9 protein-coding genes are annotated in these 12,283 nt (G+C 72.5%); 3 read left to right on the top strand and 6 right to left on the bottom strand.

Features of this window, described 5'->3' with window-relative positions:
- Window positions 1-53 precede the first annotated feature (53 nt).
- On the top strand, window positions 54-1,715 hold the full coding sequence (locus LWC33_RS20715; RefSeq protein ID WP_233306079.1) for a RecQ family ATP-dependent DNA helicase: 1,662 nt from the start codon (window positions 54-56) through the stop codon (window positions 1,713-1,715).
- Between the two features lies 1 nt (window position 1,716).
- Here LWC33_RS20715 and LWC33_RS20710 read toward each other — a convergent pair whose 3' ends face one another.
- From LWC33_RS20710 to LWC33_RS20695, 4 genes are read right to left on the bottom strand one after another with little or no spacing between them, the layout of a single operon-like run.
- On the bottom strand, window positions 1,717-2,745 hold the full coding sequence (locus tag LWC33_RS20710) for an alpha/beta fold hydrolase (protein WP_308190974.1): 1,029 nt from the start codon (window positions 2,743-2,745) through the stop codon (window positions 1,717-1,719).
- A complete protein-coding gene (fmdA, locus tag LWC33_RS20705; protein ID WP_233306078.1) occupies window positions 2,742-3,989 on the bottom strand; it encodes a formamidase in 1,248 nt (415 codons plus the stop codon). Before fmdA ends, LWC33_RS20710 begins: the two co-directional genes overlap by 4 nt.
- Before the next feature lie 42 nt (window positions 3,990-4,031).
- Entirely contained in the window at window positions 4,032-4,316 is a 285-nt protein-coding gene (locus tag LWC33_RS20700; RefSeq protein WP_233306077.1) for an FmdB family zinc ribbon protein, read from the bottom strand.
- Between the two features lie 49 nt (window positions 4,317-4,365).
- Window positions 4,366-5,451, bottom strand: a complete 1,086-nt coding sequence (locus tag LWC33_RS20695; protein ID WP_233306076.1) for a substrate-binding domain-containing protein — start codon at window positions 5,449-5,451, stop codon at window positions 4,366-4,368.
- A gap of 102 nt (window positions 5,452-5,553) precedes the next feature.
- Between LWC33_RS20695 and LWC33_RS20690 the strand changes: the two genes are divergently transcribed.
- Both LWC33_RS20690 and LWC33_RS20685 read left to right on the top strand, forming a co-directional pair.
- Window positions 5,554-5,979: a MarR family winged helix-turn-helix transcriptional regulator gene (locus tag LWC33_RS20690; RefSeq protein ID WP_233306075.1), complete on the top strand. Its 426-nt coding sequence runs from the start codon at window positions 5,554-5,556 to the stop codon at window positions 5,977-5,979.
- Window positions 5,980-6,084: 105 nt separating this feature from the next.
- Window positions 6,085-7,590 carry an MFS transporter gene (locus LWC33_RS20685; RefSeq protein ID WP_233306074.1) on the top strand — a complete coding sequence of 502 codons (1,506 nt, stop codon included), beginning with the start codon at window positions 6,085-6,087 and terminating at the stop codon, window positions 7,588-7,590.
- A 13-nt stretch (window positions 7,591-7,603) separates the two neighbouring features.
- Here LWC33_RS20685 and LWC33_RS20680 read toward each other — a convergent pair whose 3' ends face one another.
- Together LWC33_RS20680 and cobN are read right to left on the bottom strand one after the other, a co-directional pair.
- Complete coding sequence (locus LWC33_RS20680) at window positions 7,604-8,335, bottom strand: oxygen-binding di-iron domain-containing protein (protein ID WP_233306073.1); 732 nt, start codon at window positions 8,333-8,335, stop codon at window positions 7,604-7,606.
- Between the two features lie 190 nt (window positions 8,336-8,525).
- Entirely contained in the window at window positions 8,526-12,257 is a 3,732-nt protein-coding gene (gene cobN, locus LWC33_RS20675; RefSeq protein ID WP_233306072.1) for a cobaltochelatase subunit CobN, read from the bottom strand.
- Between the last annotated feature and the right edge of the window lie 26 nt (window positions 12,258-12,283).

Genomic DNA, 12,283 nt, shown 5'->3' with positions numbered 1-12,283 from the left:
TCCCGGGTCATGCGACCGGGTTGCGACGACGGGGCCGTGGGTAGCACCCGCCGGTGACGACAGCACGTGAGCGGCTCCAGCAGGCAGCAGCGGACCGGTTCGACTTCCCCGAGCTGCACCCCGACCAGCTCGAGGGCATGGAGCACCTCCTCGCGGGCCGCGACGTCCTCGCCGTGCTGCCCACCGGCGCCGGCAAGTCCGCGATCTACCAGGTGCCGGCCGTGCTCCTCGACGGCCCGACCGTCGTCGTGTCGCCGCTGATCGCGCTGCAGCACGACCAGCAGCAGGGACTCGCCGAGCGGGACGTCCCCGAGGCCGTCACCGTGAACTCCGCCCAGCCCGCCGCGCGCACGGACCACGCCTGGGAGGCGCTGGCCACGGGCGAGGCCGAGTACCTGTTCCTCGCGCCCGAGCAGCTCGCCAAGGACGACGTCGTGGAGCGGCTGATCGAGGCGGGGACCAGCCTCTTCGTGGTCGACGAGGCGCACTGCGTCTCCGAGTGGGGCCACGACTTCCGCCCCGACTACCTGCGCATCGGCGCGACGATCGCGCGCCTCGGCCACCCGCCCGTGGTGGCCCTGACCGCCACCGCCGCGCCGCCCGTGCGCGCGGACATCGTGGAACGTCTGGGCCTGCACGAACCGCGCGAGGTCGTCGCGAGTTTCGACCGGCCCGAGCTGCACCTCACCGTGCACGTCTACGCGGACGACGACCTCCGCCACCGCGAGATCGTCGAGCGGGTGCGCGAGCTGCCGAAGCCCGGCCTGGTCTACGTCGCCACGCGCAAGGAGGCCGAGCGCTACTCCGAGGCCCTGTCCGCCCTCGACCTCCGGGCCGCGCCCTACCACGCGGGTCTGAACCGGACCCGGCGCGAGGAGGTCCACGACGGGTTCCTCGACGGCACCGTCGACGTCGTCGTCGCCACCTCGGCGTTCGGGATGGGCATCGACAAGCCGGACGTGCGGTTCGTGCTGCACGCCGCCTCACCCGGCTCGCTCGATGCCTACTACCAGCAGATCGGGCGGGCCGGCCGGGACGGCGAGCCCGCCACGGTCGAGCTGCACCACCACCACGACCTGCGCCTGCAGCGGTTCCTGGTCGCGCGCCGCCCCAAGCCGGAGGCGTTGCGCGCGGTGCTGAGAGCCCTGGAGCAGGGTCCGGCCACCGGGAAGGAGCTCGGCGAGCGCTCCGAGCTGTCCCCCCAGCGCCGGACCAACGCGGTCAACCTGCTCGAGCAGGTCGGCGCGGTGCGGGTGGAGGAGGGCCGGGTCTCCCGCGCCGACCTGTCGGCGCAGGAGGCGGTCGACGCCGCCATGGAGGCCGCCGAGCGGCACCGCAGGCTCGTCCGCTCCCGCATCGACCTGGTGCGCGAGTACGCGGAGACCGGCGGGTGCCGGCGCCGCTATCTGCTCGGCTACTTCGGTGAGGAGATGAAGCTCGCGGAACCGACCATCGGCGAGCGGCTCGGCGGGCCGTGCGGGAACTGCGACACGTGCGACTCGGGGTCGGCCGGCGAGCACGTGCCGGCCGACGTCGGGGACGAGGATGCGGAGCTCACGCCCAGCACCCCCGTCCGACACCCCGAGTGGGGCGACGGCGTGGTGCTCGCCACCGAGGCCGACCGGCTCACCGTGCTGTTCGACGAGCGCGGTTACACCACGCTCTCCCGGGAGGCCGTGGAGGACAACGATCTCCTCGACGTCCGCGAGGCGTGACTCACCGGTCGAGCAGCTCCTTCACCGCGGCGTCGATGAACGCCGTGTCCACCGGGTTCGCCCCGCCGCCCGCGAAGTGCCCCCACACCCCGGGGATCACCCGCAGCTCGGCGTCCTGCATGTGCGAGACGGCCCACTCCTCGTCCTCCGGCGGGAAGTACAGGTCCTTCTCCGCCGGCATCACGATCGCCTTCGCCTGGATCGAGCCGAGGGCCTCCTCGGTCGAGGAGAACCCCCCCGTCTTGCCCACGTCGCCGTTCCACCAGGTGTCGAGCATCGTGAGCAGGTTGTTCGGGTCCCGGCCGTCGAGGAAGAACCTCTCCCAGAAGTCGACGACGAAGTCCTCCAGCGAGGAGTGGCCCAGCTCCCGCCACACCTCGTTCCAGTAGAAGGCCTGCGAGAAGCCCCAGCCCGCGTAGATCCGGGCGAAGGCCCGCAGCCCGCCGACGGGCCACTCGTCCGGCGGGTACCAGCCGCCGTCGAAGCCCACCGACGTGGTCAGCGCCGCGCGCAGCGAGTCCAGGAAGACCTTGTTGTGCGGGGCGGTCCGCGGCGAGCCGCAGAAGGGCAGCATGCGCTGCACCATCTCCGGGTGGCTGACCGCCCACTGGTAGGTCTGCCCGGCGCCCATCGACCAGCCGAGCACCAGCGGCAGCGTGTCGACACCGAACACCTCGGTGACCAGCCGGTACTGCGCCTCGACGTTGTCCCGGACGTTGATCTTCGGGAACCGGGCCCGGTCCCACGGCGGCGGGGTGTTCGACGGCGACGACGACAGCCCGTTGCCCAGCATGTTCGGCACCACGATGAACCATCGGGCCGGGTCGAGCGCCATTCCCTCGCCGATGAGCCACTCGTTGTCCCAGTGCCGCCCCGAGTACCAGGTCGGGTACAGGACCAGGTTGCTGCGGGCGGCGTTCAGCTCGCCGTAGGTCTGGTAGGCGATCCGGGCCGGCCGCAGCGTCACGTCCATCTCGAGCGGCAGCTCCGGGATCTCGTGGACCTCGTACGAGGCGTCCGGCCCCGTCACGAGCTCACCGCACAGCTCCCCCGGTCCTTGCGCACCGGGCCACTCGCCGACGGCCGCACGTCGTCGTCGAAGATCGCGGTCGGCAGGTAGAGCGAGCAACAGGCGTTCGGGATGTCGACGACGCCGGAGACGCGGCCCTCGATCGGCGCCGACCCCAGCAGCAGGTAGGCCTGGGGGCCGGAGTAGCCGAACTTCTCCAGGTAGGTGACCGCGTTGAGGCAGGCGTTGCGGTAGGCCTCGGTGGCGTCGTTGTAGAGCTGGGTGTCGGTCTCGTGCTGCACGCCGATGCCGATGAAGGTGAGGAACTCGGAGTACCGCGGCTCGACGTTGCCCGGCATCAGGATCGGGTTGGTCGTCACGCCGTAGGTCTCCATGCCGCCCTTGATCAGGTCGACGTGGAAGTCGATGAACCCGCCCATCTCGATGGCGCCGCAGAAGGTGATCTCGCCGTCGCCCTGGGAGAAGTGCAGGTCGCCGCCGGAGAACAGGGCGCCCGGCACGTGCACCGGGTAGAAGACGCGGCTGCCGCGGGTGAAGTTCTTGATGTCGTGGTTGCCGCCGTTCTCGCGGGCGGGCACCGTGCGGGCGCCGTCGCGGGCGATCTCGCGGAGGACGTCGCCGGTCGCGCTGCCGCCGAGGGTGGCCTCCTCCAGCGGGGGCAGGGCCAGCGGCGGGACGCGGTCCGGGTCGGTGGCGATGAGCGCCCGTTCCCGGGCGTTCCACCGGTTGAGCAGCTCGTGGCTGGGCGCGGTGCCGAACAGGCCGGGGTGGGTGATGCCGGTGTACTTCACGCCCGGGAGGTGGCGGGACGTCGCGACCTGCCCGGAGAAGTCCCAGATCGCCTTGTAGGCGTCGGGGAAGCGGTCGGTGAGGAAGCCGCCACCGTTCTGCTTCGAGAAGATGCCGGTGTAGCCCCAGCCCTGGCCGGGCGCCGGGCCCGTCTCCTGGGGCACCGGGCCGAGGTCGAGGATGTCGACGACGAGCAGGTCGCCCGGCTCCGCACCCTCGATCGCGATCGGTCCGGAGAGCATGTGGGCGCAGGTCAGGTCGACGTCCCGGACGTCGTTCGCCGAGTCGTTGTTGCCGATCTGGGCGTCCGTCCACTCCCGGCACTCGACGCGGATCGACGAGTCGGGGGCGACGGTCACCGCCGGCGGGATGCTCGGGTGCCAGCGGTTGTGGCCGGGTGCCTTCTGGTCGCGCATGGACTTCGCCTGGTCCACGGTGAAGACGACGTCGGGCATGGCGGTACCTCCTGGTCGGCGGTGCGTTGAGCCGGACTTGCGTCAGGGACGGGGCAGCCGGGCGTGCCGCGGGTCCCGGCTGATCGGGGTGGCCTTCGGGTTGCGGCCGGGCAGCGAGGAGACGACGGCGGGTTCGTCGGCGCTGCGCTCGGAGGCGTCGAGGGCGCGGCGCATCGCCGGATTCCCCGCGCGCAGCGCCGGCGACTCGAAGACCCGCCGGGCCGCGGTGCCGCACTCGGGGCAGGTGGCGGGTGCCCCCGCCTCGCGCATCGGCCGGATCACGTCGAACCCTCCGCAATGGGGGCAGCGGAACGCATAGGTGGGCACGGACACCTCCCCGATTACTGTCATGTGAAACTATGTCGAGCGACAGCAATCAGGTCAAGCGGGCCAGCACGTCGAACTCGAGACCGTCGGCCCGAGCCAGGTAGACGTCCTGCCGGAGGTGGTTGTGCACCAGCGCGACGTCGCCGCGCGGGCTCTCGTAGGCGATCCCCTCCCCCGCCCCCGACACGGCGTCGACGTCGAGCGAGCGGGCCCGCTCGGCCAGCCGCGCCAGCAACGTGAGGCCCTCGAAGCAGGACTCGGCGAGCGCGCCGGGCACCGGGGCACGGGGCCCGAAGCGCTCGACGTAGCGACGCGAGAAGTCCAGCCCGGCCGCCGTCGGCAGGCTCTCGAACCAGGCCGCGGCGGAGTACAGCTCGCGCGAGGGGCCGCTCGCGAGCAGCATGTTCTCCTCCATCAGCGGGCTGAACCGAACGCACCGGCGGTCGGCGCCCGCCGCGGCGAAGGCCCGGTTGAAGCGCACCGCGTCCGAGCCCACCAGGAACATCAGCACGCCCTGGGCGCCGGAGCGCAGCACCCGCTCGAGCGCGGCCGCGAAGTCCTCGGTGCCGAGCGGGACGAAGACCTGGTCGAGGATCCGCACATCGGGCGTGGTCCGCGCCCAGGTCCGGGCGGCCCGCGCGGACACACGGGGCCACACGTAGTCGTCGCCGACGATGCACCAGGTCCGTACGCCCAGCTCGGCGGCCATCCAGCGCAGCCCGGGCAGCACCTGCCGGTCGGGGGTCTCGCCGGCGAGGAACACCCCGGGGGTGCGCTCGCCGCCCTCGTAGAGCGGGGCGTAGACGTAGGGCACCCGGCCGCTGACCCGCGGCGCGATCTCCTGCCGGACGGCCGAGATGTGCCAGCCGGACACGGCCTGCACGGAGCCCGCCTCGACCAGCGCCCCCACGTCCGCGGCGACCTGGGCCGGCTCCCGGCCGCCGTCGACCGCACGGAGCCGGACCTCGCGGCCGAGCACGCCGCCGGCCGCGTTCAGCTCGGCCGCCGCCAGGGCACCGCAGGACTCGCAGGCGGGGCCGAACAGCCCCGCGGGACCGCTGCGGGGCACGACGAAGGCGACGTCCACGACGTCACCGATCTCGCTGCGGTCCCCGCCCCTGCCGGCCGTGCGCATCGCGGACCTCCCCGGTCGCGTCCGCCGTCGGAGTCCTCCCCGTGAGAGTCTTGACCAGGACGCCCCTCCCCGTCACCCCTCCCCGCAGGAAGTGGACCCGCCGTGAGCACTGCACCACCGTCGGTCACGGACACCGGCCTCCTCGACGCGCTCGCCGGCGCCGCGCACCGGGTGGAGCGGCGGATCGAGGAAGCCCTCGGCCCCGACGGCCCCGGCCTCGACCGCTGGCGCGTGCTCGATCTGCTGGCCGACGGCGAGGGGCACCCGATGAGCGGGATCGCCGCGGCCGTCCGGGTCCCCGCCCCGACCCTGACCAAGATCGTCGACCGGCTCATCGACCAGGGTGTCGTGTACCGGCGGGTCGACGAGACCGACCGCCGCCGCGTGCTCGTCCTCCTGTCGGACCGCGGGCGGGAGCTGCACGGGCAGCTGGCGCCGGCGGTGCGGGAGGTCGAGGCGTCGCTGGTGCGCGAGCTCGGGCCCGCGGCGGGCGAGCTGCGTCGGCACCTCGGAGGGCTGGCGCGCTGAGCCGTTCGGGCGGTCGGAACCGGATGTTCGGGACGCACCGCACGCGCGTTGCATAGCGCAATGACCTTTCGGGTAGCGCGGTGATCGCACTCCGAGGAGGTTCTCGTGACGATCGCCGACAGGCCCGCGGGCACGGTCCGTAGCCTCATCCCGGCCCGGATCGACCGGCTGCCGTGGTCGCCCTTCCACACCCGCATGGTGATCGCGCTCGGCGTCGCGTGGATCCTCGACGGCCTCGAGATCACGGTGGCCAGTGCGATCACGGACGTGCTGACCGAGCCGAACACCCTGCACCTGTCCTCGGCCGCGGCCGGCGCGATCGCGTCGGTCTACCTGGGCGGCGAGGTCGTGGGCGCGCTCTTCTTCGGCCGGCTCTCGGACAAGCTCGGCCGCCGCAACCTGTTCATGATCACCCTGGCCGTCTACCTCGTCGGCAGCGGGCTCACCGCGCTCACCCTGGGCTCGGGCGCGGGCTGGGTGGCCTTCCTCTACGCGACCCGCTTCGTCGCGGGCATGGGCATCGGCGGCGAGTACGCGGCGATCAACTCCGCGATCGACGAGCTGATCCCGGCGCGCTACCGCGGTCGCGTCGACATCGCCGTCAACGGCACCTACTGGGCCGGCTCCCTGATCGGGACGCTGGGCACGCTCCTGCTGCTGCACGTGCTCGACGTCGGCATCGGCTGGCGGATCGGCTTCCTGCTCGGCCCGGTGCTCGGACTGATCATCCTGGTGGTGCGGCGGCACCTGCCGGAGAGCCCGCGCTGGCAGATCATGAACGGCCGTGCCGAGGAGGCCGAGCAGTCGATCTCCTACATCGAGCACGAGGTCGAGCAGAGCGGCCGGACGCTCGAGAAGGTCCCGGACAGCAAGGCGATCGACCTCACCCCCGCCTCGCAGATCGGCTACCTCGCGCTGACCCGGGTGCTGTTCAAGCAGTACCCGTCCCGGGCGATCCTCGGCGCCACGCTGATGATCACCCAGTCCTTCCTCTACAACGCGATCTTCTTCACCTACACGCTCGTCCTGGGCAAGTTCTTCGGGGTGCCGTCGGCGTCGCAGCCGATCTACCTCATCGCCTTCGCGGTCGGCAACCTCGCCGGGCCGCTGGTGCTCGGCCGCCTCTTCGACACCGTCGGCCGCCGGAAGATGATCTTCTCGACGTACGGCGTCTCCGGCGTCCTGCTCGCGATCACCGCGTGGCTGTTCGAGGCGGGGGTGCTCAACGCGGTGACCCAGACGATCGCCTGGGGCGTCGTGTTCTTCTTCGCCTCGGCCGGCGCGAGCTCGGCCTACCTCACGGTCAGCGAGAGCTTCCCGCTCGAGGTGCGCGCCAAGGCGATCGCGGTCTTCTTCGCCATCGCCCAGTGCTTCGGCGTGCTCGGGCCGGTGATCTACGGCGGCCTGATCGGCGACGGTTCGGAGCCGATCCGGCTGTTCTGGGGCTACATCCTCGGGGCCGCGGTGATGGTCGTGGGCGGCATCGTGGCCTGGTTCCTCGGGATCGACGCCGAGGGGAAGTCGCTCGAGGACGTCGCCAGCCCGCTGGCCGCCGCCGGCCGGCGCGGCACCACCCGGGCGGAGGGCGCCGCCCGCCCCGCCAGCCCGTAGGGTCCCTCGCCGCTCACACCGGTGCCCGCGCGGCCAGCGCCTCGTCGAGCAGCTGGTCGTAGGAGGCGGCCAGTCCGGTCAGCGCCGCGGTCGTGTCCCCGCGGAACGCCGGGCCGTGCATGAGGCCGAGCGCCTCGGGACGCAGGTCGGCCAGCGCCCGGATCGCCGGCCCGGTGGCCGGGGTCAGAGCGGTCGCGTGGAACATCGACTCGGCCGCGAGGGCCGGCCCCACCGGGTCGGCCTCGGTCAGGGCGGGTGTCCGGCCCGTCGCGGTGAACAGGTCCCCGCAGAGCAACGTCCCGGTCGTCTCCTCGTAGAGCAGCCCGGACTCCCAGCCGTGCGGGACGTGCGACGTGTCGATCCACCGCACCCGCCGCCCGCCGAGCTCGAGCGTCTCGCCGTCGGCGAGGGCCCGCGGCGGGCGGTCGGCGAGGTCGTTCAGCGAGACCATCACGCCGAGGATGCCGTGCACGACCTCGGCCCGCGGGGCCGCCGCGAGCCAGTCGTTCATCGACCCGCACTCGTCGGACTCGACGTGCCCGAAGGAGATCCAGCGCAGCCGATCGACCGGGAGCACTCGCGCCACTGCCCCGCTGACCAGCGGGAACATCTGCCGCGGGCCGCAATGGAAGAGCAGCGGGTCCTCCCCCGCCACCAGGTACTGGTTGAAGGGGAGATTCACCGGCTCCACATAGGTGGACAGCCGGTAGAGGTCGGGCGCGATCTCGTCGACGACGGTCTCCATCGGTGGCCTCCTCGGGACGCGGGACCCGAGTGTCCGGCCGGCGACGGGCGAGGGTCGATACGTAGTTCGGGTACCGCTCAGGGAGCGGCCCCGCCACGTTATGGATCCATAACGCGCTCCAAGATCCGCCCCGCAGGCGTTATGGATCCATGACGCGCTCGACGCCCCAGCGGTCGGGCGCCGCCGTCGGTCACTCGGCCTCGAGGTCGCCCTCGGTCTCCAGGTAGGCCTGCCGCAGGGCGTCGAGCGTGGCCTGCTCCGGAGCCTCCCAGAGCCCGCGCTCCACCGCCTCGAGCAGCCGCTCGGCCATGCCGTGCAACGCCCACGGGTTCGACTCGGACAGGAACTTCCGGTTGTCGGGGTCGAGTACGTAGGACTCGGTGAGCTTCTCGTACTGCCAGTCCGCCACCACGCCGGTCGTCGCGTCCCACCCGAACAGGTAGTCGACGGTCGCGGCCATCTCGAACGCGCCCTTGTACCCGTGCCGGCGCATGGCCTCGATCCAGCGCGGGTTGACCACGCGGGCGCGGAAGACGCGGGCGGTCTCCTCGTGCAGCGTGCGGGTCCGGACGGCCTCGGGCCGGGTCGAGTCCCCGACGTACGCCTCGGGCGCGGTGCCGGTCAGCGCGCGGACGGTCGCGACCATGCCGCCGTGGTACTGGTAGTAGTCGTCCGAGTCGGCGATGTCGTGCTCGCGGGTGTCGGTGTTCTTGGCCGCCACCGCGATCCGCCGGTAGGCCGTCTCCATGTCGTCGCGCGCGGGGGCGCCGTCGAGCCCGCGGCCGTAGGCGTAGCCGCCCCAGGTCGTGTAGACCTCGGCGAGGTCGGCGTCGTCGCGCCAGTTCTTGGAGTCGACGAGCTGGAGCAGGCCCGCGCCGTAGGTGCCGGGCTTGGAGCCGAAGATCCGCGTGGTGGCGCGGCGCCGGTCGCCGGTGCGCTGCTCGTCGGCCGTGACGTGCGCGCGCACGAAGTTCTGCTCGGCGGTCTCGTCCAGGTCGCTGACGAGCTGGACGGCGTCGTCGAGCAGGGCCAGGACGTGCGGGAACGCGTCCCGGAAGAAGCCGGAGATGCGGACGGTGACGTCGATGCGGGGCCGGCCGAGCTCCTCGAGGTCGATCACCTCCAGCTTCGTGACACGCCGGGACATCTCGTCCCACACCGGCCGGACGCCGAGGAGCGCGAAGACCTCCGCGATGTCGTCGCCGCTGGTGCGCATGGCGCTGGTACCCCAGACGGACAGCCCGACGGAGCGGGGGTACTCGCCGTCGTGGTCGCGGCGGTAGCGGTCCACGAGCGACTCCGCCATCGCCTGCCCGGTCTCCCAGGCCAGCCGCGACGGGACGGCCTTGGGGTCGACCGAGTAGAAGTTCCGGCCGGTCGGGAGCACGTTGATCAGCCCGCGCAGAGGGCTTCCCGACGGCCCTGCCGGAATGAAGCCCCCGTTCAGCGCGTGCAGGATCCGGTCGATCTCGTGCGCGGTCTCCGCCAGCCGCGGCACGATCTCGCTCGCCGCGAACCGAAGGATCTTCTCGACGGTCTCGTGCTGAAGCTCAGAGCGCGACTCACCGGAGCCCACACCCCGACTCGCGGGATCGGGGGTGCCTGTTCCGCGAGTCGCGCTCTCGGCTTCGGTGAGTCGCGCCGTGGGCTTCGGGATCCGCGTGGCGACGACGCCCGACGCGGCGTCGGGGTCCCAGCCCGCAGCCTCCATGTCGGCGACCAGGGCCTGAGCCAGCTGCTCGACCTCGTCGACCCGGGCCTTCTGCTCGGAGCCGTCCTCGACCAGACCGAGGGCTTCGCGCAGGCCGGGGACGCTCTGCTCGCCGCCCCACATCTGTCGGGCCCGCACCATCGCGAGCACCAGGTCGACCCGGGTGTCCCCCTCCGGAGCGGCGGCGAGCACGTGCAGGCCGTCCCGGATCTGCACGTCCTTGATCTCGCACAGCCAGCCGTCGACGTGCAGGAGCATGTCGTCGAACTCGGCCTCGTGCGGGCGCTCGTCGAGCCCGAGGTCGTGGTCCATCTTCGCCGCGGTCATCAGCGTCCAGATCTGCTGGCGGATCGCGGGGAGCTTGGCCGGGTCGAGCGCGGAGACGTTCGCGTGCTCGTCGAGCAGCTGCTCGAGGCGGGAGATGTCGCCGTAGGACTCGGCGCGGGCCATCGGCGGGATCAGGTGGTCGACGAGCGTGGCGTGCGCCCGGCGCTTGGCCTGCGTGCCCTCGCCCGGGTCGTTGACCAGGAAGGGGTAGATCAGCGGGAGGTCGCCGAGGGCAGCGTCCGTGCCGCACGACGCGGACATGCCGAGGGTCTTGCCCGGCAGCCACTCCAGGTTCCCGTGCTTCCCGATGTGGACGACCGCGTGCGCGCCGAACCCCCCGTCGCTCTCCTGGGCGGCGAGCCACCGGTAGGCGGCCAGGTAGTGGTGCGACGGCGGCAGGTCCGGATCGTGGTAGATCGCGACCGGGTTCTCGCCGAAGCCGCGGGGCGGCTGGACGATCAGCGTGACGTTCCCGGACCGCAGCGCCGCGACGACGATGTCGCCGTCCTGCACGTAGTGCTCACCCGGCGGCTGCCCCCAGTGCTCGACCACACCGGAACGGAAGTCCTCCGGCAGGGTGTCGAACCACTGCCGGTACCGCGCGGCGGAGATGCGGATCGGGTTGCCCGCCAGCTTCTCCTCGGTCAGCCAGTCCGGGTCCTGGCCCCCGGCCTCGATGAGGGCGTGGATGAGCGCGTCGCCGTCGCCCGCCACCACGCCGGGGAACTCGCCGACGTCGTAGCCCGCGCGGTCCATGGCCTGAAGCAGGGCGACCGTCGAGGCGGGGGTGTCGAGGCCGACCGCGTTGCCGATCCGCGCGTGCTTGGTCGGGTACGCGGACAGCATCAGCACGATCTTCTTGTCCGCGTTGGGGATCCGCCGCAGGTCGGCGTGCCGCACCGCGATCCCGGCGACCCGGGCCGCGCGCTCCTCGTCCGGGACGTAGACGGACAGGCCGTCCGCGTCGACCTCCTTGAAGGAGAACGGGACCGTGATCAACCGGCCGTCGAACTCGGGCACGGCGACCTGGGTGGCGACGTCGAGCGGGGACAGCCCGTCGTCGTTCTCGTCCCAGGCGGCGCGGCTGGAGGTGAGGCAGAGGCCCTGCAGGATCGGGACGTCGAGCGCGGCGAGCTCCGCGACGTCCCACTCCTCGTCCTCGCCGCCCGCCTGCGCGTGCGCGGGTTTGGTGCCGCCGGCCGCGAGCACGGTGACCACCATGGCGTCGGCCTGCTCCAGCGTCTCCAGGAGCTCGGCCGGGGCCTGCCGCAGCGAGGCGCAGAAGATCGGCAGCGGGGTGGCGCCCTGGGCCTCGATCGCCCGACAGAGGGCCTCGACGTACGCGGTGTTCCCGGCGATCTGCTGGGCGCGGTAGTAGAGCACCGCGACGGTGGGCCCCTGGACGGGGGCGGCGTTGTCGGTTCGGGGACGCTCCAGCACTCCCCATTCGGGCAGGGCGACCGGCGGCGCGAATCCCTCCCCGGTGAGCAGCACCGTGTCGGACAGGAAGGCGTGCAGCTGGCGGAGGTTGTCGGCCCCGCCCTGCGCGAAGTAGGTGTGCGCCTCGGCCGCGACGCCGGCGGGGACGGTGGACAGCTCCATCATCTCGGCGTCGGGCGCCATCTCGCCGCCGAGCGCTACGAGCGGTGTCCCGGAGGCGCGCAGGAGGTCCAGGCCCTCCTCCCAGTACCGGTAGCCGCCCAGCACCCGGACCACGACGACGGCCGCGTCGGCGACCATCGCCGCCAGCTCGTCGAGCAGGACGCGGTTGGGGTTGGCCAGGCGGAAGTCGGCGCCGGAGGCCCGGGCGGAGAGCAGGTCGGTGTCGGAGGTCGAGAGCAGCAGGATCCGCCCCGGGCCGCCGGAGGTCGGGGCAGCAGTCATCGATCGTCCTCTCCTGCGGGATCCGC

Origin of the sequence: Pseudonocardia terrae (genome assembly GCF_021343995.1) — a bacterium.
GTDB classification, from domain to species: Bacteria; Actinomycetota; Actinomycetes; order Mycobacteriales; family Pseudonocardiaceae; genus Pseudonocardia; species Pseudonocardia terrae.
The sequence above is the reverse complement of the archived record's forward strand: the minus strand, read 5'-3'. Positions and strand labels throughout refer to the sequence as shown.